General features: G+C 61.1%; 16 protein-coding genes. 9 read left to right on the top strand and 7 right to left on the bottom strand.

From position 1 onward, the window contains the following. Positions 1-110: 110 nt before the first annotated feature. From HELO_RS19170 to HELO_RS10250, 6 genes are all read right to left on the bottom strand, one after another. Positions 111-1061, bottom strand: coding sequence for a cupin domain-containing protein (locus HELO_RS19170; protein ID WP_013332616.1), 951 nt, complete (start codon positions 1059-1061; stop codon positions 111-113). Positions 1062-1534: 473 nt separating this feature from the next. After that, on the bottom strand, positions 1535-2101 hold the full coding sequence (locus HELO_RS10270) for a YIP1 family protein (RefSeq protein ID WP_013332615.1): 567 nt from the start codon (positions 2099-2101) through the stop codon (positions 1535-1537). A 13-nt stretch (positions 2102-2114) separates the two neighbouring features. Next, on the bottom strand, positions 2115-3380 hold the full coding sequence (locus tag HELO_RS10265; protein ID WP_013332614.1) for an MFS transporter: 1266 nt from the start codon (positions 3378-3380) through the stop codon (positions 2115-2117). Between the two features lie 63 nt (positions 3381-3443). After that, complete coding sequence (locus HELO_RS10260) at positions 3444-5096, bottom strand: MFS transporter (protein ID WP_013332613.1); 1653 nt, start codon at positions 5094-5096, stop codon at positions 3444-3446. A gap of 232 nt (positions 5097-5328) precedes the next feature. Beyond that, positions 5329-5988 carry a two-component system response regulator NarL gene (gene narL / locus HELO_RS10255; RefSeq protein WP_013332612.1) on the bottom strand — a complete coding sequence of 220 codons (660 nt, stop codon included), beginning with the start codon at positions 5986-5988 and terminating at the stop codon, positions 5329-5331. Positions 5989-6017: 29 nt separating this feature from the next. Then, positions 6018-7883 carry a type IV pili methyl-accepting chemotaxis transducer N-terminal domain-containing protein gene (locus HELO_RS10250; protein WP_013332611.1) on the bottom strand — a complete coding sequence of 622 codons (1866 nt, stop codon included), beginning with the start codon at positions 7881-7883 and terminating at the stop codon, positions 6018-6020. A 529-nt stretch (positions 7884-8412) separates the two neighbouring features. Here HELO_RS10250 and HELO_RS10245 point away from each other — a divergent pair. The 9 genes from HELO_RS10245 to HELO_RS10200 all read left to right on the top strand — a co-directional run bounded on the left by HELO_RS10245 (position 8413) and on the right by HELO_RS10200 (position 23429). Then, the gene (locus tag HELO_RS10245) at positions 8413-12201 is read left to right on the top strand and encodes a nitrate reductase subunit alpha (RefSeq protein ID WP_013332610.1); all 3789 of its coding nucleotides are present in this window, start codon (positions 8413-8415) and stop codon (positions 12199-12201) included. Further along, positions 12198-13763 (top strand): nitrate reductase subunit beta, encoded by a 1566-nt coding sequence (gene narH / locus HELO_RS10240; protein ID WP_013332609.1) that lies wholly within the window; start codon positions 12198-12200, stop codon positions 13761-13763. The genes HELO_RS10245 and narH overlap by 4 nt, the downstream gene beginning before the upstream one ends. Then, positions 13756-14535 carry a nitrate reductase molybdenum cofactor assembly chaperone gene (gene narJ, locus HELO_RS10235; protein ID WP_013332608.1) on the top strand — a complete coding sequence of 260 codons (780 nt, stop codon included), beginning with the start codon at positions 13756-13758 and terminating at the stop codon, positions 14533-14535. The genes narH and narJ overlap by 8 nt, the downstream gene beginning before the upstream one ends. After that, the gene (gene narI / locus HELO_RS10230; protein WP_013332607.1) at positions 14532-15209 is read left to right on the top strand and encodes a respiratory nitrate reductase subunit gamma; all 678 of its coding nucleotides are present in this window, start codon (positions 14532-14534) and stop codon (positions 15207-15209) included. Before narJ ends, narI begins: the two co-directional genes overlap by 4 nt. Positions 15210-15233: 24 nt before the next feature. Beyond that, entirely contained in the window at positions 15234-16046 is an 813-nt protein-coding gene (locus tag HELO_RS10225; RefSeq protein ID WP_013332606.1) for a peptidylprolyl isomerase, read from the top strand. A gap of 141 nt (positions 16047-16187) precedes the next feature. Next, positions 16188-17573 carry an oxygen-independent coproporphyrinogen III oxidase gene (hemN, locus tag HELO_RS10220; RefSeq protein WP_041602075.1) on the top strand — a complete coding sequence of 462 codons (1386 nt, stop codon included), beginning with the start codon at positions 16188-16190 and terminating at the stop codon, positions 17571-17573. Positions 17574-17649: 76 nt separating this feature from the next. Further along, positions 17650-18861, top strand: coding sequence for an NnrS family protein (locus tag HELO_RS10215; protein ID WP_013332604.1), 1212 nt, complete (start codon positions 17650-17652; stop codon positions 18859-18861). Between the two features lie 10 nt (positions 18862-18871). Next, positions 18872-19258, top strand: a complete 387-nt coding sequence (locus HELO_RS10210; protein WP_013332603.1) for a SirB2 family protein — start codon at positions 18872-18874, stop codon at positions 19256-19258. A gap of 1159 nt (positions 19259-20417) precedes the next feature. Beyond that, positions 20418-23429 carry an amino acid adenylation domain-containing protein gene (locus HELO_RS10200; protein WP_013332602.1) on the top strand — a complete coding sequence of 1004 codons (3012 nt, stop codon included), beginning with the start codon at positions 20418-20420 and terminating at the stop codon, positions 23427-23429. A gap of 57 nt (positions 23430-23486) precedes the next feature. Here the strand turns inward: HELO_RS10200 and HELO_RS10195 are convergent, their stop codons facing one another. After that, on the bottom strand, positions 23487-24143 hold the full coding sequence (locus HELO_RS10195) for a 4'-phosphopantetheinyl transferase family protein (RefSeq protein WP_049786221.1): 657 nt from the start codon (positions 24141-24143) through the stop codon (positions 23487-23489). Positions 24144-24152: the final 9 nt, after the last annotated feature.

Genomic DNA, 24152 nt, shown 5'->3' with positions numbered 1-24152 from the left:
CTGGCCGGTGTTTTTCAATTAGGCGTCTGGAAGGGGAGTTGGTCGTTCTAAAAGGTCAGGCTAGCCACCAGGACTCATTCGATCTACCGACAATGATGCATGTGACCGCCTCAGGTGAGGTCGGTCTCCGCCAGGACGCGACGCAGGACATGCCACGACAAGTCGGAATGTGTCTTGAACGTCCCTTTTTCATTGTTTTCATCTTTTATGAAGTTGAAGGCATTCCTGGAATGGGACTGATTTGTCTCGTCATCGTCATGATGTTCCTCTTCATCATGGGGCATCATGGGTGTTTCGTCTTCATTGAGGTAAACATGAAAGCTGGCACCGAACTCCTCGGTGGAGTTGATGAAACCGGGGCCAGTTTTTTCTTCTCCCCCGTTTAGTGGGCAGTAGACTCGATGAACAGGGTAGGTGTCCTTCGATAGCCACGCACATTGGCCAGGGGTAAGAGTGGTCAGGCCGAGTTTTTCAGCGTTGCCGTCCAGAGAGCCATAGAGCATGACGTCCAGTTGACCTGCAAGGCAGAAGACGATGCCGGTCGTTTCCCCGTGTGAATGAATCGGCGAATAATGCTGGGCCGGCCAGATCTCAAGCACTACCGGGGAGCCGACATCACCTTTCTTGTGGTGTACGGGTTTATGTATATGGCCATCAGCCTCGGCGAGATAGTCGTACTGACTTTTCCCGGTGCAGGCAACACGGATATAGGGTGGGTGGCTCGGGTCAGCCTTGGCTTTCTTGTGAAGAATTTTACGTAGTAGACCAATATTCTTGTCGTGATGTTTGGCCGGTGCGAGATGCTTGCGCATTGCCGCTATCTCCCAGGGCGACAACCGCATGTTTTCGGCCTTGCGCGCCATATCCATGACCACAGGGGGAATCATCAGTTGCTGGACGTATTCGTCGAAGGAGGACGCCTGACTGATGACCGGTGAAGGAATGGCGCTTGCCGCTTTTCGGCGGAGCTCTCGATCTTCCTCTTGAGTGATATGGAATGGATATCCTGTGTCGCGTATTTCGCTTTCATGCTCGTCGTGCTTGAACCTGTGATTTGTCATGTCGCCCTCTATAGAGATTTGGTAAATTGTTGGCGTGGCGGTTGTTTTTATTGATATTCGGTGATTGATTTTTAGTGATTGCTGTCCTTGTTGGACAAGGCGATGATGTTTTTTTGAACCTATATAGAGCCATTTGTTATGTCAATAAATTGGTGAAAGCAAATGTTGTGTATGTTTAAGGTTTGTGTTTTCTGGTGAGTGAGAGGTTGGGGGAGGTGGATGTGATAGATGGTTCATTGATGATGGGGGATGTTGTGGGAAAATGTTGGGGACAGGGTGATAGATATTGAGATCCAGGGTGCCGGAAAGCTCGTTCAGGTGTTCTGAATGTTTTTACATGTAGCGGCAATCTCATATTGCCGATGGACCGAAGGGGAGAAGGTCGCGACCTGCAGGAGCGCCTGAGCTAGCTGAAGGGAAAGCATCTCAAGACCCGGCCAGACGTGAATGTCTGGCCGGTGTCGTTCTATCATTTAAAAGGCCAGGATGATGCCCAGTAATACCCCCCAGGCGAGGACCCCCGCGGCCATGACGGTGTAGGTGGCGGACATGGTGACCACATCGTTGCTGCGTCGCTCGCAGAGTGCCTGCAGGCCGTGATAGATCAGGCTGCAGGAAAGGGCCAGGGCTCCCAATTCCGCGATGACATTGAGCAGCAGGCTGGGAATCAGCAGCAGTATCGAGGCGGACCACATCGGCAGCGGTGCCAGGGCGGCCAGCAAGTAGGCGTTCTGGTAGTCGATCGATAGCTCGCGCGTTGCATTGACCACGGCGTGGATCAGCCAGCCCATGACGAAGAAGGTCAGCAGCTCGGCGAGGAACAGGATGGTGGTGATGAAGCGCCACTGGCGGTCGCCGAAGCCGGCCATGAAATCATCACCATAATGGGTGCCGGCGTAGTAGAGCAGTATCGGTGGCAGCAACGACATGGGCAGTACCAGGCACCAGGCCAGCGTGGGGATGGAAGGCCTGCGCTGCTGCAGTTCCTTCCAGCCAGCGGTGCGTGTGATAGGCAGGAGGATGATTGAGGTTATCTTCATGTTCGGGCTCCCGTTAGCGAGTGGCTGAAGGGTTGGGTTCTTCTTCGCGCGTCAGGATGGGAACCCGGCGCTCGGTCCACCACATCCAGATGATGGAGACCAGGGTCACGCCGAAGCAGAGCATCCACACCGTGGTGGCCACGCCGGTGAGATCGACCAGGGCCCCGAACATGATCGGCAGAAGGAAGCCGCCCAGTCCGCCGGCCAGCCCGACGATACCGGAGACGAGGCCCAGGTTTTCGTCGTACTCGTTGGATAGGTACTTGAACACCGAGGCCTTGCCGATGCCCCAGGCGATACCCACCACGAACAGCGCCGCCGTGAACAGCCATACCGGGATGCCGAAGCCGAATTCCACGGTACCCTGGCCACCAGCGGCCTGTACGCTGTAGTGGGTGGCCGGGTAGGACATGATGAAAAGGGCGATCAGGCTGGCCCACATGCAGGTCCAGGTGACGGTGTGAGCACCGAAACGGTCGGAAAGCCAGCCGCCGAAGGCGCGAATCACGCCGGAGGGCAGCACGAAGACGGTGGCGATCACCGCCGCTAACTGGATGCCCAGGCCATACTCGTTCATGTAGTAACGGGTCAGCCACAGCGAGACTCCCACGTAACCACCGAACACCACCGAGTAATACTGGCAGTATTTCCATACCCTGGGATCGTTGAGCACTTTCAACTGCGTGCGTAGCGATGTTCCCTGGGAGCGCCGATGGGACGGGTCGCTATAGGTGAAGAACCAGAACAGCAGGATGGTGATCAGCATGATCGCCGCATAGATGTTGGGCACCGATTGCCAGCCCAGCATGATGATCACCGTGGGCGCGATGTACTTGGTGACGGCGGCACCGGCGTTGCCGGCGCCGAAGATGCCCATGGCCAGGCCCTGGCGGTCCTTTTCGAACCACTTGGCGGTATAGGTGATGCCTACCGAGAAGTTACCGCCGACCAGGCCGATGCAGGCGCCCAGGGCCAGCAGTTGCCAGTACTGCGTGGCGAACTGGATCAACCAGATGGCGGGCAAGGCGACGATCAGCACGCCAAGAAATACCGGGCGGCCACCGTAGCGGTCGGTCATGGCGCCAAGGGGGAGACGGCTCAGCGACCCCGTCAGGATGGGAACTGCGGTGAGGATGCCGAACTGGGTGCCATTGAGATCGAGTTGCTCGGCGATGGGTACGCCGATTTCGCCGAACATCGTCCACACCATGAAACACATGGTGAAGGCGAATGTATTGGCCACCAGAATCGAATTCTGCTTGAAGCGATGGGAGGCCATTGCCTGTTTCTCCTACCTGAGAGTTGGGCACTGCAATCTGCAGTTGTCGTCATGATGCCGAGGTCAGGGGTTCTTCACGTAGGCGTTGCGGCGCAGATAGAACCACCAGTTCACCACCAGACAGAGCGCATAGAAAACGGCGAAGCCGTACATGGCGAGTTCCGGAGTGCCGGCCTTGATCTGCCCGCCGATCACTTGCGGAGCGATGAAGGCTCCATAGGCGGCGATCGCCGAACTCCAGCCCAGTACCGGACCTTTCTGCTGGGTATCGAAGATCACGCCGATGCTGCGGAAGGTGGAGCCGTTGCCGATGCCGCTGGCCGCGAACATCACGATGAACAGTGCCAGGAATATCCAGAAATACTGGTTCGGATCGGTGGCGTTGTAGGCCAGCATCATCACGTAGCCGGCTGCGATGGAGGCCACCACCATGATCGCAGAGACGATCTGGGTGACGATGGAGCCGCCGACCTTGTCCGATATCCAGCCGCCCACCGGGCGAATCAAGGCGCCCACGAAGGCACCCATCCAGGACCAGGTCAGGGCGCTGGGGGCATCCGGGTTGGGCACTCGGATCAGGCTGCCATCGGCGGCCACGTCCATCATGTTGCCGAAGATGACGTTGATGGAGAGCGGCAAGGCGGCGGAAAAGCCGATGAAGGTGCCGAAGGTGAGGATGTAGAGCACCGTCATCGACCAGGTGTGCTTGTTCGAGAAGATGGAGAACTGTTTCTGGATGGCCGGCTTGATATCGCCGGGCAGCGAGCGCAGTGCGGCGAGCGTCAGCAGGATGGTGACCGGCAGGGCGATCCACATGCTGATCCAGCCCAGGGTCAGTACACCCACCACCGAGGTGACGATGCCCACGCCATAGAAGCCGAGTATCTTGCCGAAGGCCGAAGCGGGATTGCCTGGCTGCGGGGTGATGGTGCGCAGGTTGTTCATGCCGAACCAGCAGGCGAGGGCCAGGGGAATCAGAAATACCAGCCAGATCAGGGCGGCGTTCTGTATCCAGGCATCGGTACCGGCTTCGATACGACCGATGAGCGTTCCGCTGGCGCTTTGCAGCGGCATGGGAGCGCCGGCGAGGGCGCCGAACAGGCCCACGGTCATCACCAGGGGGATCAGGATCTGCATGGTGGTGACGCCGAAGTTGCCCAGTCCGGCATTCATGCCCAGCGCATAGCCTTGCTGCGCTTTCGGAAAGAAGGTCGAGATGTTGCTCATGGAACAGGCGAAGTTGCCGCCGCCGATGCCCGAGAGCAGGGCCAGGGCCTGAAAGACCCAGAAGGGCGTCTGCGGGTTCATCAGGGCGAGACCGGTGCCCAGGGCGGGGATCATCAGCAGGGCGGTGGTCAGGAAGATGGTGTTGCGGCCGCCGGCGATGCGGATCATGAAGGAAGCGGGGATTCGCAGGGTGGCGCCGGAAAGGCCGCTGATGGCGGTCAAGGTGAAGAGCTGGTCCACCGTGAAGGGGAAGCCCAGGTTCTGCATCTGCGTGGTGATCATGCCCCACATCATCCAGATGGCGAACCCCATCGCCAGGCTGGGTATGGAAATCCACAGATTACGATTGGCGACCCGACTCCCGTAGGTCTCCCAGAAAGCCGCATCCTCGACATCCCAGTGCTCGATATCGGCGTTGGGTCTGCCTTCCCTCGGTGGAAGGCCGTGCTCGTCTGCACGGCGGACAGCGTCGACACGCTCTCGGTCCATGGCGCATTTCCCCCTGATATTCACGATGGGCCCCGTGAGGGGCTTTGTCGGGAAAGATACGCCGGGGATGGCGATGGAGAAATGCGTCAAAAACGCCGTGAAATCAGCCAAGTACCTCCTTGGGAGTAGAGGTGGAAGGCGTCGTTTTTCCGCTGGATCAAGGAGTTGGATGACATGTCGGCGTTACGGGACAGGCCGGGAGAGCGGGTCGGATCATCGGAGGTATTTCCCCTTATCTGCCAATGCCTTCCTGTACGGCCCATACGGCCGCTTCGACCCGTGAGCGCAGGTTGAGCTTCTTGAGCAGATGCTTGACGTGCACCTTGACCGTGCCTTCGGTGATATCGAGTCGGCGGGCGATCAGCTTGTTGGACAGCCCTGCGGCCAGTTCGCGCAGGATCTCCCTCTCGCGCTGGGTCAGGCTATGAATGTCCGGAGCGGTAGACTGGCCTTTCTGATTGCGCAATGCCTCGGCGAGCAGCGAGGCCAGGCTGTCGCTGATCACCATGCGGCCCAGCGCCGCCTGGCGTAGCTGGTGGACCATGTCGTCCGGGTCCATGTCCTTGAGCAAGTAGCCATCGGCGCCGGCGTGCAGGGCGGCGACCACGTCTTCCTCGTGATCGGAAACGGTGAAGATCACGATGCGCCCGGCGAACTCGTTGGCGCGCAGTCGCTTGAGGGTCTCGATACCGTCCATGTCGGGCATGTTGAGATCGAGCAGGATCAGGTCGGGGTCGCGTTCGTCGGCCAGGCGCAGGCCTTCGGCGGGCGTACCCGCCTCGCCGACGAGAACCAGGTCGTCCTCGAGCTCGAGTAACTGGAGGACGCCGCGTCGAAGCAACGGGTGGTCGTCGATGATCAGGATGCTGGCGGTGTCGTGGGACTGAGTCATCTGGCGAATCTCTGGCTGGCCGGCGACGCTCAGGCTGTCTGCTGGGCAATCAGCCGAGCCGTCTGTGGGGTGAAATCGAGGGCTACGAGGGTACCGCCGACATCGCGCCTGCGCACCTGGAGATTGCCTCCCAGGGTGTCGGCACGATCGCGCATGATCACCAGGCCATGGTGCATGGGGGGAGAGGTATCGCTTTCCAGGCCGACGCCATCGTCCTCGATGACGACCCTCAGGTGAGCCTCGACGAAACGTACACTGATGCGGGCCCAGTGGGCACGGGCATGCTTGAGGATGTTGGCCAGTGCCTCGCGGACGATCTGCAACACGTGGATTTCTTCGTTGGGGTTGAGCAGTTGCGGCGGTACGTCGAAATCGAATTCCACCGCAAAGCCCAGGCGTTCGCTGAACTCTGCGGCAGTCTGGCTCAGACTGCTCTGCAGGCCCGGGCTGTCGAAGCGCAGCCGGAAGGTCGTGAGCAGCTCGCGCAACTGGCGGTAGGCGCTGTCCAGCCCGGTGCGCAGCTCGTCGAACACCGGCGCCTGATCCTCCCGGGACAGGCCCTTGGACTGCATGCGCTCCAGGCGGGCGACCTGGATCTTCAGGTAGGACAGCGACTGGGCGAGGGAGTCGTGCAGCTCACGGGCGATGATGGTCCGCTCGTTCATCAGCGTCACCTGTTGTTGCTGCTCGATGCGTCGCTGCAGATAGACGGCCGTGGCCAGTTGATCGGAGAGGGCATTGAGCAGGCGTCGAGTGCTGTCGGTGAGCCCGAGGTCGGCGGAATAATAAACTTCGAGGGTCCCGAGCAGCGTGGTGCCGACGCTCACGGGCAGCAGAAGACGCTCGAGTCCTTCGCGGCCCTCTGCGGTGAATATCTCGGGACTGGGATCGAGCAGACAGGCATTGCAGTCGTGATCGCGGCAGTAGGCCGGCCGGGATGGCGAATGGGTGACGAGAATGGGCACTTCGCGATGATCGAAGGGATCATGCAGCGATAACCCGATCGGGCCAATCTCGAGCAGTTCCTCCAGACGGCGCAACATGGGGGCGGCGCTGGTACATAGGTCGTTGCCACCTCCATAGAGGGCCCGGCTACCATCATGCAGGATCTGCATGGCAGCGTTGCTGCGGGCCAGCTCCTGCTTCTTGCGTGATACCCGGTCCTGAAGCTCGGCATAACTGGTGCCAAGCTCCTCGGCCATGCTGTCCAGGGCCCGGCCGAGCAGGGCCAGTTCGTCATCGCCCTGCAAGTGACTGCGATGGTTGAAATTGTGCCGGCTGGTCTCGCGCGCCAGTACTACCAGTTGGCGCAGCGGGCGCACAAGGTGGTGGCGAATGTCGTAGAGGGCGATGGCGACGACCACGGCCGTCAACGCCAGGAAGAATAGCTGTAGCGTCGCGAGGCGCTGGAGTTTGGTGTAACTGTGCTGCTCGAGCAGCGAAACCATCTGATCGATGTCGTCCACCTGGCGTTCCAGCTCGGAGAGAAGCGGGTCAATCTCGGTATCGCCGTCGATGGTGGCGGCGATCCGTGGAGCCAGCCGGTTCTGCCAGTGACGTTCGAGTTGCTGGTAGTGAGTGCGTATTGGGTGCTTTTCGGATATCCGCAGGGAGTCGATCGGTTGCGGGTTGCCCAGTCGCTCGGTGAAACGCTCCATCATATCCGCGACATGCTGGCGCTGTGCGGCATCGGGCTGATGCTGGTAGCGCTGCAGGGCGGTGACCACCTGGTAGGTGTTCATGCGCAGCGACCCGGCCCAGTTGATGGTGGCGGCATCCCCTCGACTGCCGCTGGCGATCCAGGTGGTCACGGCGATGCTGATCAACGCCATGGCGCTGATCGCCAGCAACGAAGCCGTGATGCGGGCCGCCAGAGAGCGCTGTAACAGTTTCATCGGGGCTCCAGAGGACGCTTGAGCGATGGGCGCCACTATACCTTAGGCACTGTCTGAAAAGCGCCTACGCTCGGTTATACGGCGTTGAAAATCCGCTCAAATGCTCATTTACTCCTTGTAAACTCCGCATTTTCGCAAATTTTCGCCTTGTCTAACCTTCGCTCGTCGACTTTTCAGACGAGGCCTAGGCATGTTCGAAAAGTGCCTGTGCTCGGTTATACGGCGTTAAAAATCATCGCTCATCGACTTTTCAAAACACAGCCTAGTTGATTGGCGCTTCCCTATCAGGCGTGCCCCTGGGGCTCTTTTTCGATACTGACGCGGACGTCCTTCATTCATGTGCCGATGGAGGAGGCGACGCGTATCACCTTGGAGGTAGAAGCGGACGATATAGGGGTAACCAGGCAGTAATCGGCGTTTTGATCGCCCAGAATCCTTACCCACGATGACCACGCTGGGAGGGCCGGACAACCCATGAACGGGCGGATCCCGGCGGTCATGCAGATTTCGAGGAGCCTGGAGAGCCACCATGAGCCATTTCATTGATCGGCTGAATTTCTTTCGCAAGGCCCGAGTTCCCTTCTCCCAGGGTCATGGAGAGCTTCGCGAGGAGACTCGGGGCTGGGAGAAGGGCTATCGTCAGCGCTGGCAGCACGACAAGATCGTGCGATCGACCCACGGGGTGAACTGCACCGGCTCATGCAGTTGGAAAATCTACGTCAAGAACGGCCTGGTCACCTGGGAGACCCAGCAGACCGATTATCCGCGCACCCGGCCCGACCTGCCCAATCATGAGCCACGTGGCTGCCCGCGTGGGGCCAGCTACTCCTGGTACCTGTACAGCGCCAATCGCCTGAAGCACCCGTTGATCCGCAAGCCGCTGCTCGAGCTGTGGCGCGAGGCGTTGGCCGAACAGCGTGACCCGGTCGAGGCCTGGGCGACGATCGTCGAGGATCCGGAGCGCGCCCGGCGCTACAAGCAGGCCCGTGGCATGGGGGGCTTCGTGCGCGCCGACTGGGACGAGCTCAACGAGTTGATCGCCGCCTCCAACGTCTACACCGCCAAGCAGTACGGCCCGGATCGCATCATCGGTTTTTCGCCGATCCCTGCCATGTCGATGGTCAGCTATGCCGCCGGCAGCCGCTATCTGTCGCTGATCGGTGGCGTATGCATGAGCTTCTACGACTGGTACTGCGACCTGCCGCCGGCGAGCCCCCAGACCTGGGGCGAGCAGACCGATGTGCCGGAGTCCGCCGACTGGTACAACTCGGGCTATATCATCGCCTGGGGTTCCAATGTGCCCCAGACGCGTACCCCGGATGCGCACTTCTTCACCGAGGTGCGCTACAAGGGCACCAAGACCGTTTCCATCACGCCGGACTATGCCGAGGTCTCCAAGCTCACCGACGAGTGGCTTTCTGCCAAGCAGGGCACCGATGCCGCCCTGGCCATGGCCATGGGCCATGTCATCCTCAAGGAGTTCCACCTCGACAAGCCCAGCGCCTACTTCACCGACTATGTACGGCGCTACACCGACATGCCCTTGCTGGTCGAGCTCGAGCCTCGCGAGGACGGCAGCTATGCGCCGGGGCGCCAGATGCGCGCCAGTGACTTCGAGGCCAGCCTGGGGCAGGACAACAATCCCGAGTGGAAGACCCTGGCCTGGGACGAGACCCGCGACCAATTGGTGGTGCCGCACGGCTCCATCGGCTTCCGCTGGGGTGAAAAGAACGGCGACGAGGCACACGAAAAGGGCAAGTGGAACCTCGAGTCGCGCGATGCCGAGGGCGCGGAGATCAAGCCGCTGCTGACCCTGGCCGAGCACCATGACGAGGTGGCTCGGGTGGCCTTTCCCTACTTCGGCGGCATCGCCCACGAGCACTTCACGCATGTTGCCAACGAAGGCGGCAGCGACGAGCTGCTGTTCCATTGCCTGCCCGCCAAGCGTCTCAAGAAGGCCGACGGCAGCGAGGTGCTGGCGGTCACCGTGTACGACCTGATGTGCGCCAACTACGGTATCGATCGTGGCTTCGGTCAGGAGGGCGACGACGACGGCGCCACCACCTACGATCAGGTCCGTCCCTATACGCCGGCCTGGCAGGAGAAGATCACCGGCGTGCCCGCAGAGCAGGCAGCGCGCATCGCCCGCGAGTTTGCCGACAACGCCGACAAGACCCGTGGACGTTCGATGATCATCGTCGGTGCCGGCATGAACCACTGGTACCACATGGACATGAACTACCGTGGCCTGATCAACATGCTGGTGATGTGTGGCTGCATCGGTCAGAGCGGCGGCGGCTGGGCCCACTATGTGGGTCAGGAGAAGCTGCGCCCGCAGACCGGCTGGCTGCCGCTGGCCTTCGGCCTGGACTGGACCCGCCCGCCGCGGCACATGAACTCCACTTCCTTCTTCTACAACCATTCCTCGCAGTGGCGCTACGAGAAGCTCGAGATCAAGGAGATCCTCTCGCCGCTGGCCAACCCGGCCGATTACCAGGGCAGCCTGATCGACTTCAACGTGCGCGCCGAGCGCATGGGCTGGCTGCCATCCGCGCCGCAGCTCGCGACCAATCCTCTGCACCTGGCCAAATCCGCCGCCGAGGCGGGGCAGTCCACGGCCGACTATGTCGTCGAGCGCTTGAAGAGCGGCGAGCTGGCATTCGCCGCCGAGGACCCCGACGCCCCCCAGAACTTCCCGCGCAACATGTTCATCTGGCGCTCCAATCTGCTGGGCAGTTCGGGCAAGGGCCACGAATACATGCTCAAGTATCTGCTGGGCACCCGCAACGGCCTTCAGGGCAAGGATCTGGGCGAGGAGGGCGGTACCAAGCCCGAAGAGGTGAAGTGGCACGACACGGCACCCGAGGGCAAGCTCGACCTGCTGGTGACCCTGGACTTCCGGATGTCGACCACCTGTCTCTACTCGGACATCGTGCTGCCCACGGCGACCTGGTACGAGAAGGACGATCTCAACACCTCCGACATGCATCCCTTCATCCACCCGCTGACCGCGGCCACCGACCCGGCCTGGGAGTCGCGCAGCGACTGGGAGATCTACAAGGGCATCGCCAAGGCTTTTTCCCGGGTCTGTGTGGGACATCTGGGCAAGGAGACCGATCTGGTCACCCTGCCATTGCAGCACGATTCTCCCGGGGAGCTTGGCCAGATCGAAGTGCGTGACTGGAAGCGCGGCGAGTGCGAGCCGGTACCCGGCAAGACCCTGCCGGCGTTGATCGAGGTCAAGCGTGACTACCCGGCCACCTATGAGCGTTTCACCTCGCTCGGCCCGGCGCTGGAAGCGCTCGGCAACGGCGGCAAGGGAATCAGCTGGAACACCGACAAGGAAGTCGAACTGCTCGGAAAACTGAACCGGCGCAAGCTCGAGGGCCCGGCCAAGGGACGCCCCTGCATCGAGAGCGCCATCGATGCCGCCGAGACCGTGCTGACGCTCGCCCCGGAGACCAACGGTCAGGTGGCGGTGAAGGCCTGGGGGGCGCTGTCGAAGATCACCGGGCGCGACCACAGCCATCTGGCCGTCAACAAGGAAGAGGAGAAGATCCGCTTCCGCGACATCGTCGCCCAGCCGCGCAAGATTATCTCCAGTCCCACCTGGTCGGGGCTCGAGGACGAGCACGTTTCCTACAACGCCGGCTACACCAACGTTCATGAACTGATTCCATGGCGCACCGTCAGCGGTCGCCAGCAGTTCTACCAGGATCATGCCTGGATGCGCGCCTTCGGCGAGAGCCTGCTGGTCTATCGCCCGCCGATCAACACCAAGGCGGCGAAGTACGTCGAACCGCCGGCCGACAACGGCTTCCCGAGCAAGGCGTTGAACTTCATCACGCCTCACCAGAAGTGGGGGATCCACTCCACCTATTCCGACAACCTGCTGATGCTGACGCTGAACCGCGGCGGGCCGGTGGTCTGGCTCTCCGAGGACGACGCCGCCGAGATCGGCATCGAGGACAACGACTGGATCGAGCTGTACAACGTCAACGGTTCCATCGCCGCCCGGGCGGTGGTCAGCCAGCGGGTCAAGAACGGCATGGTGATGATGTACCACGCCCAGGAGCGCAACGTGAACGTGCCGGGCTCCGAGATCTCCGGCACCCGTGGCGGCATCCATAACTCGGTCACCCGGGTGTGTCCCAAGCCGACCCACATGATCGGTGGCTATGCGCAGCTTGCCTACGGCTTCAACTACTACGGCACTGTCGGTTCCAACCGCGACGAGTTCGTGCTGGTGCGCAAGATGAAGCACATCGACTGGCTGGACGGCGAAGGCAACGACTACCAGCAGGAGGCCGTGAAATGAAGATTCGCTCGCAAGTCGGCATGGTGCTCAACCTCGACAAGTGCATCGGGTGTCACACCTGTTCGGTGACCTGCAAGAACGTCTGGACCAGTCGCGAGGGCATGGAGTACGCCTGGTTCAACAACGTCGAGACCAAGCCCGGCATCGGCTATCCCAAGGAATGGGAGAACCAGAACAAGTGGAAGGGCGGCTGGTTGCGTCGTCAGGATGGCCGCATCGAACCGCGCATCGGCGGCAAGTGGCGGGTGCTGGCGAACATCTTCGCCAACCCCGACCTGCCGGAGATCGACGACTATTACGAGCCGTTCACCTTCGACTACGAGCGACTGCACAATGCCAAGCAGGGCGAGCACCAGCCCATTGCGCGGCCGCGCTCGCTGATCTCGGGCCAGCGCATGAGCAAGATCGAGTGGGGGCCCAACTGGGAGGAGATTCTCGGCACCGAATTCGCCAAGCGGCGCCGCGATGCCAACTTCGAACAGGTACAGGCCGATATCTACGGCCAGTTCGAAAACACCTTCATGATGTATCTGCCGCGGCTGTGCGAGCACTGCCTGAACCCCACTTGCGTGGCGAGTTGCCCGAGCGGGGCGATCTACAAGCGCGAGGAGGACGGCATCGTGCTGATCGATCAGGACAAGTGCCGTGGCTGGCGGATGTGCATCTCCGGATGCCCCTACAAGAAGATCTATTACAACTGGAAGAGCGGCAAGTCCGAGAAGTGCATCTTCTGCTATCCGCGCATCGAAGCCGGCCAGCCCACGGTCTGCTCCGAAACCTGCGTGGGGCGTATCCGCTATCTGGGCGTGCTGCTCTACGATGCCGACTGCATCGAGGAAGTGGCCAGTGCCGTCGACGAGCGCGATCTCTACCATCGCCAGCGCCAGATCTTCCTCGACCCTCACGACCCGGAGGTGATCGCCCAGGCGAAGAAGGACGGCATCGCCGACAACGTCATCGCCGCCGCCCAGGCCTCGCCGGTCTACAAGCTGGCCATGGACTGGGGCCTGGCACTGCCGTTGCACCCCGAGTACCGCACTTTGCCGATGGTCTGGTACGTGCCGCCGCTGTCGCCGATCCAGTCCGCCGCCGAGGCGGGCCAGGTCGAGTACGACGGCGTGCTGCCGAAGATCGAGTCGCTGCGCATCCCGGTGCAGTACCTGGCCAACATGCTTTCCGCCGGCGAGGAGGAGCCCGTGGTGCTGGCCCTCAAGCGGCTGATGGCGATGCGCGTCTACATGCGTGGCAAGCATGTGGAAGGCGAGGCGAGAAACGAGGTGCTCGACGAGGTCGAGTTGAGCGAAGCCCAGGTGGAGGAGATGTACCGCTACCTGGCCATTGCCAACTACGAGGATCGCTTCGTGATTCCCACCAGCCACCGCGAGCTGGCCACCGAGGCCTTCGGCGAACGCGGTGGCTGTGGCTTCAGCTTCGGCGATGGCTGCCAGGGCGGTGACAGTGATGCCGGCCTGTTCGGCGGCCGCCGGCAGACGACCACCCTGGTCCAGCCGGTGGAGGTCTTTGATCCCCATGCGCAGACCGAGGAGAGTCGTCATGGCTGAAGCGGCGATGTCATACCCTGATCCGGCGGGCGGCATGCGCAGCCTGCGTGTGCTGGCCAGGCTGCTCGATTACCCCACCGGGGAGCTTCAGGCCGCCGCACCGGAGATGATCGCGATCCTCGATGCCGAACGGCGCTGGCGACCGGCGCTGCGAACTTCCCTGAAGGACTGGTGCCGGCGATTGCGGGATGCCGATCTCCTCGACCTGCAGGCCGAGTACGTGGCGCTGTTCGACCGCGGTCGCAACACCTCGCTGTTGTTGTTCGAGCATGTCCACGGCGAATCCCGTGACCGGGGCCAGGCCATGGTCGACCTGCTGGGCGAGTATCGCGCTGCGGGCTTCGAGCTCGATGCCCGCGAGCTGCCGGACTACCTGCCGTTGTTCCTGGAGTACCTTTCCACCCGCCCGGAGGCCGATATCGGCCGCTGGCTGGGCGAGATCCGCCATATTCTGGCGCGGCTCACCGCTCGTCTGGAGGAGCGCGAGGCCGACCACGCCCTGGTGCCTTTGGCGCTGCTGGGGCTGATCGGTGCCGAGGGCGATGTCGATGCGCATCGCGAAACGGTGAAGCAGGAAGCACCCGATAACACCCCCGAGGCGCTGGATGCGGTCTGGGAAGAGGAGGCAGTGCGTTTCTCCGCCGAATCCGACCAGGACTGTGCCCTGCAGTCCGCCGAGGGGCGGCGGCTCGCCGAACGCAAGCGGGCGACGCACAGCGAGGCGGTGCGGGTTCTCGACCCGTCCGCACGGCCACAAGGAGATCCGTCATGAGCTATTTCCACACCCTGCTGTTCGGGCTCTACCCCTATCTCGCCGGCAGTGTCTTCCTCATCGGCAGCCTGCTGCGTTTCGATCACGGCCAGTACACCTGGAAGACCGGCTCCAGCCAGATGCTGTCGTCGAGTCGCATGCGCCTGGCCAGCAACCTCTTTCACATCGGCATCCTGGTGATCTTCTTCGGCCACCTGGTCGGCCTGCTGACGCCGCACTGGGTCTATGCACCCTTCATGAGTGCCGGCACCAAGCAGGTGATCGCCATTCTGGTGGGCGGTATCGCCGGGGTGATGTGCCTGGTCGGCGGCGCCATGCTGGCCTGGCGACGCCTGACCAATGCCCGGGTCAAGGCCTCGTCGAGCCTCATGGACACCGTCATCATCCTGCTGCTGGTGGTGCAGGTGACTCTCGGGCTGCTCACCATCATCCCGGCGCTGGGCCACCTGGATGGCGGCGTGATGCTCCGGCTCGCCCACTGGGCTCAGGCCATCGTCTTCTTCCAGGGCGGTGCCGCGGACTATCTGGTCGGTATCGGCTGGATCTACAAGCTGCATATCTTCGTCGGCCTGACCATCGTCCTGGTCTTCCCCTTCACCCGCCTGGTGCACGTCTGGAGCGCACCGCTGGGCTACATCGCCCGGCGCTACCAGATCGTTCGCCGCCGGGCCTGACCGATATTTCCGGGAGACACGACCATGCAAGAGATCGCTATCGAGCAGCTTCCCGGAGGCGCGACGGCGTCCTCCATCCGGGTCGGCGAGACGCTGATCGAGGAGGACGAGATCGCCCGCGAGATGCAATATCACCCGGCCGACAGCGCTGGCGACGCCCACTTCAAGGCTGCCCGGGCGCTGGTGGTGCGCGAGCTGCTGTGCCAGCGGGCCGAGCATCTGGGGCTGGCGGGGGATTCGCAGGACGACAGCGAAGCGGCCATCGCCGCCTTGCTGGATCGCGAACTCGAGGTACCCGAGCCCACCGAGGCGGATTGCCGACGCTTTCACGCGGCCCATCCCGAGCGGTTCCGTGAGCCGACCCGTCTCGAGGTGCGCCATGTGCTGTTGGCGGCAGCGCCGGACGATGCCGAAGCGCGTGACGCCGGCTATCGGCAGGGAAGGCGGCTCATCGAGCAGTTGACCGAACATCCGGAGCGCTTTACCGAACTCGCCCAGCGCCACTCCGCCTGCCCCTCGAAGGATCAGGGCGGTGAGCTGGGCTGGCTGCAACCCGGCCAGACGGTGCCCGAGCTCGACCGTGCCCTGCAGCACTTGCCCGTGGGCCTCCACGACCGGCCATTGGCCTCGCGCTATGGTTGGCACGTGGTGGTCATCGACCGGCGTGTCGAGGGCCGCGAGCCGGCCTTCGAAAGGGTCGTCGATCGAGTGCGTCACTGCCTGCGCGAACAGGCCTCGCGGCGTGCCCTGCGCCACTACCTGCTGGCGCTGGTGGCCGAGATCGGCGTGAAGGGTATCGAACTCGATGAGGATGTCGATCGTGTATTGATGCAGTAGGGGGCCAGGCGCTATTGAAGGGCGAGGCGAGTCAATTTGACGCGCGCCGACCGCTATCCAGGGGCAGGACCAGGCGCGATGATAGTTGTGTCATAGGGTGCCTGGTTGTCCATCACTCCCACTCACAAGGCGTTGTCTGTCATGCCGCACGATTTACTGTTCGATCGTCGTCTGGTGGAAAAGTATGACCGGCCGGGGCCGCGCTATACGTCGTATCCTACCGCGCCGCAGTTCAGCGAGGTCTTCGCCGAGGACGACTACCGTGCTGCCGCCGCACGCAGCAACCGGGCAGCGTCGCCCAAGCCATTGTCGGCTTATGTGCACATTCCGTTCTGCAAGAGCCTTTGCTATTACTGCGCCTGCAACAAGATCATTACCCACAATACCCAGCGTGCCGCCGAATATCTGGGCTGGCTGATCCGCGAGATCGAAGTGCAGGGCGCCTTGTTCGACGACGAGCGGCGCATGACGCAACTGCATCTGGGAGGCGGTACGCCGACCTATTTGAGTCATGCTCAGTTGGTGGCATTGCTGACGGCGCTGGACAATGCCTTTCATTTTGCCCCGGAAGGCGAGCGCGAATTCTCGATCGAAGTGGATCCCCGCACCGTGACGCCGGAGCAGGTCAGCGCATTGCGTGGCCTGGGCTTCAACCGCCTCAGCCTCGGCGTGCAGGACTTCGATATCGAGGTGCAGCGCGCGGTCAATCGCGTGCAGGGGGAGGAGCAGGTGGCGGCCTTGATGGCGGCGGCCCGTGAGGCGGGTTTCGATTCGCTCAGTGTCGATTTGATCTACGGCCTGCCGCGGCAGACCCGGTCCAGCTTCGATGCCACCCTGGCCAAGCTCATCGCGCTGCGCCCGGACCGTATCGCCGCCTACAGCTATGCGCATCTGCCGGAGCACTTCAAGGCCCAGCGCCTGATTCGTCCCGCTGACATGCCTCCGCCGGAGCGCAAGCTGGAACTGCTGGAGCTGACCATCGAGCGGCTTTGCGGTGCGGGCTACGACTATATCGGCATGGACCACTTCGCCCTGCCCGGGGACGAGCTTTGCCAGGCACGTCAGAATGGCACCCTGCAACGCAACTTCCAGGGCTACTCGACCCATGCCGATTGCGACCTGGTGGGGCTGGGCATTACCGCCATCGGCAGGATCGGCGATACCTACAGCCAGAACGTCAAGGACATTGCCCAGTACCGGCAACGCCTGGAGGACGGCCGGTTGCCGGTGAAGCGCGGCTATTGCCTGAATGACGATGACCGGCTGCGTGGCGACGTGATTCATGGGCTGATGTGTCAGGGGCTCGTCGATATCCCGAATCTGGAAGCGCGTCATGGAATCGACTTTGGCGACTACTTCGCCGAAGCCCTGGAGCGGCTGGTGGAGCCTGCCGCCGACGGACTGATCGAGCTGCGCGACGACGCGCTGACGGTACTCCCGGCCGGTCGCTTGATGATGCGCAACCTGGCGATGGCTTTCGACGCCTATCTGGAGAGTGGGCAGCAGAGGTTCTCGCGCACTATCTGACCGACGGGACGTTCGAGTACTGCCGGTTCAGAACCAAAAACGATAAACGGCGGCGCGACGCAGGGGAAAAACGATTATGGCCAAGAATTCCACCCGGTCGATTTCGCTCGCCCGGGTCAGCGACATGCCTCTTTTGCAGTTGGCCTTTCGGCCTTTCTTCCTTCTGGGGGCGGTCTTCAGTCTGGTGGCGATGGTGATCTGGGGGGCCTTCTTGCAGGGAGGGATCCTGCTCGAGCCGTATGGAGGCCTGCTGTGGTGGCATCAGCATGAGATGCTGTTCGGTTTCGGCATGGCCATCGTGATCGGCTTTCTGCTCACCGCCGTGCAGACATGGACCGGTCGACGAGGTGTGCATGGATGGCCGCTGGCAGGGCTGGTGGCATTGTGGCTTGCTGGCCGGCTCATCCTGGCGTTTCCGCCCGAAGGGGCTGCCCTCATACCGGCGCTGGTGGACCTGGCTCTGCTGCCGGCGGTGATGCTGGTAATGGCGCGACCGGTGCTTGGTGCACGGCAATGGCGCAACCTGATCTTTGTGCCGGTACTCGGCGTGCTGTTTCTGGCCAACGTCCTGATGCATCTGGGAATGCTGCGGGGCGATGCCTCGATGATCCGGGATGCCGCTCACCTGACGGTCCTGTTGATCGTGCTGCTGATGGTAGTGCTGGGCGGTCGAGTCATTCCGTTCTTCACGGCCCGGCGGCTGGAACGCACACAGGTAGCGCGCCTGAAGTGGCTGGAGGCTTCCGCCATAGGCGTGGTCGTGCTGCTGGTATGCCTGCAACTGGCAAGCTTTGCGGTCGCTTTGCCCGACAGGGGCTGGGCTAGTGTTGCGCTGCTGGCGGCGGGACTCAATGCGCTGCGACTGACCCGTTGGGACGGCAGGCGCTGCCTGCATGAACCCCTGCTGTGGGGGCTTCACCTCAGCTATGCCCTGATGTGCGTGGGGCTGGCGATGTGGGGATTGGCGGCACTGAAACTGCTCGCACCGTCGCTGGCGCTGCATGCCATCACGGTGGGCGGTATGGGGACCATGATGATGGCCATGATGGCGCGTGTCTCCCTGGGGCATACCGGTCGGCCGATCGAGACCCTGCCGGGGATGGATGTGGCGCTGGAGGCTCTGGGGCTGGCGACGATGCTGCGTACCCTGATCCCGGTGCTGTGGCCACAGGTGATGCAGTGGACATTGAGCCTGAGCGCGCTGTGCTGGGTGCTGGCGTTTGCGCTCTTCGTGTGGCATTACACCGTGCTGCTGGCAAGGCCGCGAGCCGATGGCAAGCCGGGATGACGGAGGGAGCATGTCGCTTTATTGGCTGATCAAGCATCTGCACATGACGATGGCCGTCTTGAGTCTGGCCCTGTTCGTATTGAGAGCCTGGTGGTCGGTGACGGCATCAGCGCACTTGCAGAAAAAGTGGGTGCGTATCCTTCCTCACCTGATCGATACCGCTCTGTTGGCCTTCGGGGTCTGGCTGATGGTGCTGCTGCGCTTCTGGCCACATCAGCATCCCTGGCTGGCCGCCAAGCTCATCGGCCTGGTGGTCTACATCGGGCTGGGGACCATTGCCATCAAGCGTGGCCGCACTCCATTGCAGCGTGCGGTCGCCGCCTTGCTGGCCGTGCTGGTGTTTGCCTATATCGTGGGCGCGGCCATTCGCCATCACCCGTTATCCTGGTTGGGCTAGATGGTGGTCAACGGGCATTGCGATGTGTCAACGAAGCAGTAAATGAGTGTTTTATCGGGTTTCCAATGTCGTATGAACGTGCGTAGATACTTTTCGCAATGTTTCTGGGGTGGCAGTGTTTTCTTCGCTATAGGATGAGATTGACTTGTATCTCAACAGGTTTTTATCAGTATGGAATCTGCTGAAAATCTGTTAGAAAGTCGTTTGTTGTCGTTGCATTAACTCGAACGGCTTTCTTGCCGGGTGTATTGTCGCCGGACTGACATGTATAGAAGGGATCGAATGTTTGAATTTACTCTGTTTCTTCTCCTGCTTCCCATGTTCGTGGTCTGCCTGTCGTTGGCATGGAAATTGTCGCATCATAGGCGTGTCATCAAGACCCTGGTCTTTGGCTCCTTGATGTTCCTGGGACTGGTCAGTTACATCTTTCTGGCCTTGGGTATCTTGTTGCAAGTGGGGTTCTCTACCTCAGGGTTATGACACTGGGCTGTGAACTCTTCATCCTTGCCGGAGCAATTCTCCACGGCCGATTGTTCTCCGTGTCGCGTGGACGTCCTTTCTATGGTGTTCTAAGTAACTTATTGATATTTAAGGCATGGTCTGCGCGATGATGGTGCGTCATGCCTGCATGCCGGAACATGCCGTTCAGTTGACAAGCAGTACATATCGGTAATCTGCCAAGCTGTTGGAGTCGCGTGTCGAGAGCAGTCGAGCGAGCGCTGGCGCCCGGCTTGGCATCTCCGATGGGGAAAGATGATCGATCACTGGGTGCTTGATAAGATATATATATCTTTCAATGTTTTTTGGGTTTTCCTTTGATTACAAATAGACACTATTTTTCTGCATTGGAAATCAAGTGTTCCTGATGTGTGTGCTAGGTTTGTGGGTGTGCTTTCTTTAGATGAAAAGAAAGGTTTGAAGGTTCTCGAGATTTCCTTTCGGCAATAGGCAGAGATCTTTAGGGAAGCATGTTGTCCGCTCGCTGACCAGAGGGCTATTGGGTTCTCTGGCCCATGGACGTTCGAGTGACGGATACAGCAGTTCTGTCTTCATTTTTCACTCTGTCCGGCCATGTCGCATCCAATGTTGCGACAAGGGTATTTCGTTTTAGTGAAGAGTACCGTGACCACATTCATGAACCGTAAAGGAAACATGCGTAATGACACATTGCGAAACCGTACTGCACCATTTCTTGATGAATGCCGAGTGTTTTCCGAATCGGGAGGCTGTATCCGATTCTGCTTCCAGTCTCACCTACGGTGAGCTGGATCGTCGGAGCGATGCCGTAGCGTCGTTCTTGCGTGAACAGGGGGTGGGCAAGGGAGATCTTGTTCCCTTGATATGTGATCGCACCTACCGCTACGTGGTGGCCATTCTCGGCGTCATGAAGAGCGGGGCAGGCTATATACCGGTGGACATTCGCTATCCCTCTCAGCGGCAACGACGGATCCTGACGCAAAGCGGCGCTCCCTTCGCGTTGGCGGCCTGTAGTGTCCATCCGGTTGATGCTCCTTTCCCTGTGCATGCTATCGATGACATGCCAGACCGCGATGACAGGCCTCATAGCCTGCCTTCTTCCCAGGATCTGGCCTATGTGATCTTCACGTCGGGTACCACCGGCAACCCCAAGGGGGTCATGGTGGAGCACCATGCGTTCGAGCGGGTGGTTGCCTGCCACAACGACAACCTGGAAGTGACGTCAGAAAGTCGTTCCACATTGATGGCCGGTACCGGCTTTGATGTAGCGCAACTGGAAATTGCATCGATGCTGATGGCTGGGGGCTCGCTGGTTCTGCCTGACGAGGAAACACGCCTGGATCCCGATCAGCTGTTGGCGTTCTTCGCTCGTCAGCGTCTTTCGCATGCCTTCGTGCCCACGGCACTGGTGCCGGCGATCACTGCCCGCTCCCAGCCGTCGGAACTGACATTGACCCACCTGTTCACGGCCGGGGAAAAGCTGCTCCCGCCGGCCACCGGGCACTTGCCGTACCAGTTGGTGGATTGCTATGGGCCGGCAGAGGCCACCATTTTCGCTACTTGCCATCGTGTGCCCGGTTCCGAGACGGATGATCGACCCTCCATCGGCCACCCCATGGCAGGCAGCGATATCTACTTGCTCGATGAAAGCCTGGCGCCGGTGCCTGATGGGGAGGCGGGAGAAATCTTCATCGGCGGCGACAACCTGGCGCGGGGATATCTATACAACGAGCCTCTGACACGGGAAAAATTCATCATTCATCCTCGATGGCGACAGCGCTTGTACCGAACGGGCGACATGGCCCGTCGGCTTCCGGATGGACGCCTTCAGTTTCTGGGGCGCCTGGACGACCAGGTGAAGATCCGCGGTAACCGGGTGGAACTGGCCGAAGTGGAAGAGGCGTTGCATGCACAGGCCGGAGTGGGCGAGGCGGTCGTTCTGGCCTCCGAGACGGAGACCGAGGGCGAGCGGCAACTGCTGGCCTTCATCGTGCTCGATGGGCAACAGACGTCGGCGGAAACCGAACTGCGCCATGGGATGCTGGAAACCTTGCCGGACTACATGGCACCGTCGGCCATCCTGCAACTCGATGCACTGCCGCTCAATGCCAATGGCAAGACGGACAAGCAGGCCTTGCTGCAAAGATACCGACAGCTGACAGGCGACCCTGACAACGACGCTCAGGAGAGCACGCCGGAATCGACATATGCCAGCCAGACGGAACGTGACATTGCCGATGCCTGGGCAAGAGTACTCGAGCACCGTCGCTTCGGCCGCACCGACCGATTCTTCGATGTCGGAGGTCATTCATTGCTGGCTGCTCGCTTGATGCAGGATGTACGTGAACGACTGTCCGTTCAGGTCTGGATCCGCGATCTTTTCGAACACGATACCGTTGCGTCGCTGGCCTTGTTGCTGGATGAGCGGCGGGGCAATGACCAACCTCAGTCCTCGCTGGACCGGGAGCGGATTCACCCATTGCGCGAAGATGCCAGCCTGCCCGACGACCTGGAGTTCTCGGCGTGGCAGGCGACGGATTCTCTGGCGCGTCCGCGCCACATCCTGCTCACTGGTGTCACCGGCTTCGTCGGCGCCCATTTGCTGACCGATCTGCTTGCCACCACCGATGCACACATTCACTGCCCAGTACGTGCCCGTTCGGGGGCGGATCCATGGCGACGCCTGGATGAGATCCTGATCCGTTACGGCATCACGCTTTCCAAGGCAGACCGGGATCGCGTCGAACTCTATCGGGCCGACCTGTCGGAACCAGGGTTAGGGCTGACGGAGATGCATTATGATGAGCTCGCCGAGGTGGTGGACGTAATTTACCATTCCGCCAGCGCGGTCAATTTCATCCAGCCCTATTCGTACATGAAACGTGACAATGTCCAGGGGCTGCTGGAATTGCTGCGCTTTGCCGCTGCCAGGCGCACGAAGCCACTGATGCTACTCTCCACCATCTCCGTATACAGCTGGGGCCACCTGCACACTGGCAAGCGTGTAATGTACGAGGATGATGACATCGACCAGAACCTGGACGCGGTCATCACCGACATCGGCTATGTACGCAGCAAATGGGTCATGGAAAAGATGGCCGATCAGGCGGCCCAGCGCGGCCTGCCGTTGATGACCTTCCGGCTGGGCTACGCCACCTATCACAGTGCTCGGGGAGTCTGTGCGGATTACCAGTGGTGGGGGCGTCTGGTACAAACCTGCGTGGCGCATCGCAGTATTCCGGACCTGGAAGCGCTGCGAGAGGGGCTGACCAGCGTCGACTACATGACGGCGGCGATTGCGCATATATCTCGCAACCCGGCAGGGTTGAATCACAAATTCAATCTGACGCACGAAGACGACAACAACCTGACGCTCAAGGAATTCTTCCATCGGCTGGAAGAGTTTTTCGGCTACCGCTTTCAGGTGTTGCCCTATGCGCAATGGAAGGCGCAGTGGGAACGTGACTCCAGGGCACCACTTTATCCGCTGCTGAGTCTGTTCACTGATACCATGTACGATGACCAGTCCACGGTGGAGCTGTACCAGAACACCTACCTCTGGGATTGTCGCAATACCAAGCACTTCCTCGAGGGCAGCGGTATCGTGGAGCCGGTGTTTGCCCGAGAGGAACTGGCGAATTACCTGTCGTATCTGGGCGTGCCGATGCCTCGGGTCACGTCGCCTGTCGGCTAGACGAGAACTTTCATCCCTTCCCGGTTTTCCGGTTGCGAGGCCCGCTGGAGCGTTGCTCTAGGCGGGCCTTTTCAACAGGCAGAGCGACAGGCACAGGCCGAATCCCGCCCACTGTCGGATGGGCAGTATGGTGCCTCGAGCAAAGGGAGGGACCGAGTGACGAAAGCGCAGACCTTCTGGCACGACTTCCAGGGTATCGAAGTCGCAAAACGTCTGGCTGAGAAGATACTGGGCCTTGTAGGCGGCTTCTTTCATTGAAAAGATCTGCAAGGCCGCCAGGCCGGGAGGGCTATCCATACAGGCGAGCTCCCTGTGGTTGGCAATGTAGGGGCGAAGCCTGCTTTCAAGAGGAGCCAAGCTTTCGACATCGACGCCGAGGGCCTGGACACGATGTGACAGGGCCCCCACCGCGATGCAGGCATCTGCGGTATGGGAGAGGCTGCCGACCATCCCAGCAGGCCAGATCGGTGCACGATCCTCGCCCATCGGAATTGCCGTGGGAGGGAAGCCAAGCTTCTCTTGCACGGTGTGTGCGGCGGAGCGACCTGCCGTGAATTCCCTCCGACGCTTCTCTACCGCGTTCGCGATAGCGGCTTCCTCGACGGGGAAAAGAGGGGAATGCGTGACTTGTGGATCGCATGTGGCGTAGGCCACTTCCTCTGGCCAGTCGATCTGGCCTCTTGTCATCAGTCGGTCAAGTGGCGCTACGCTCATGTACTTTTC

The sequence above is a fragment of the Halomonas elongata DSM 2581 genome (genome assembly GCF_000196875.2).
GTDB classification, from domain to species: Bacteria; Pseudomonadota; Gammaproteobacteria; order Pseudomonadales; family Halomonadaceae; genus Halomonas; species Halomonas elongata.
This window is presented reverse-complemented; position numbering and strand designations above follow the sequence as displayed.

What these genes read in the sequence shown, in the direction of transcription:
- narJ (WP_013332608.1), top strand. Translation starts at nt 13,756, where the DNA reads ATGGCTGAAGCGGCGATGTCATACCCTGATCCGGCGGGCGGCATGCGC.
- HELO_RS19170 (WP_013332616.1), bottom strand. Translation starts at nt 1,061, where the DNA reads ATGACAAATCACAGGTTCAAGCACGACGAGCATGAAAGCGAAATACGC.
- HELO_RS10265 (WP_013332614.1), bottom strand. Translation starts at nt 3,380, where the DNA reads ATGGCCTCCCATCGCTTCAAGCAGAATTCGATTCTGGTGGCCAATACA.
- HELO_RS10225 (WP_013332606.1), top strand. Translation starts at nt 15,234, where the DNA reads ATGCAAGAGATCGCTATCGAGCAGCTTCCCGGAGGCGCGACGGCGTCC.
- HELO_RS10215 (WP_013332604.1), top strand. Translation starts at nt 17,650, where the DNA reads ATGGCCAAGAATTCCACCCGGTCGATTTCGCTCGCCCGGGTCAGCGAC.
- HELO_RS10250 (WP_013332611.1), bottom strand. Translation starts at nt 7,883, where the DNA reads ATGAAACTGTTACAGCGCTCTCTGGCGGCCCGCATCACGGCTTCGTTG.
- narH (WP_013332609.1), top strand. Translation starts at nt 12,198, where the DNA reads ATGAAGATTCGCTCGCAAGTCGGCATGGTGCTCAACCTCGACAAGTGC.
- narI (WP_013332607.1), top strand. Translation starts at nt 14,532, where the DNA reads ATGAGCTATTTCCACACCCTGCTGTTCGGGCTCTACCCCTATCTCGCC.
- HELO_RS10210 (WP_013332603.1), top strand. Translation starts at nt 18,872, where the DNA reads ATGTCGCTTTATTGGCTGATCAAGCATCTGCACATGACGATGGCCGTC.
- HELO_RS10260 (WP_013332613.1), bottom strand. Translation starts at nt 5,096, where the DNA reads ATGGACCGAGAGCGTGTCGACGCTGTCCGCCGTGCAGACGAGCACGGC.
- HELO_RS10200 (WP_013332602.1), top strand. Translation starts at nt 20,418, where the DNA reads ATGACACATTGCGAAACCGTACTGCACCATTTCTTGATGAATGCCGAG.
- narL (WP_013332612.1), bottom strand. Translation starts at nt 5,988, where the DNA reads ATGACTCAGTCCCACGACACCGCCAGCATCCTGATCATCGACGACCAC.
- HELO_RS10270 (WP_013332615.1), bottom strand. Translation starts at nt 2,101, where the DNA reads ATGAAGATAACCTCAATCATCCTCCTGCCTATCACACGCACCGCTGGC.
- HELO_RS10245 (WP_013332610.1), top strand. Translation starts at nt 8,413, where the DNA reads ATGAGCCATTTCATTGATCGGCTGAATTTCTTTCGCAAGGCCCGAGTT.
- HELO_RS10195 (WP_049786221.1), bottom strand. Translation starts at nt 24,143, where the DNA reads ATGAGCGTAGCGCCACTTGACCGACTGATGACAAGAGGCCAGATCGAC.
- hemN (WP_041602075.1), top strand. Translation starts at nt 16,188, where the DNA reads ATGCCGCACGATTTACTGTTCGATCGTCGTCTGGTGGAAAAGTATGAC.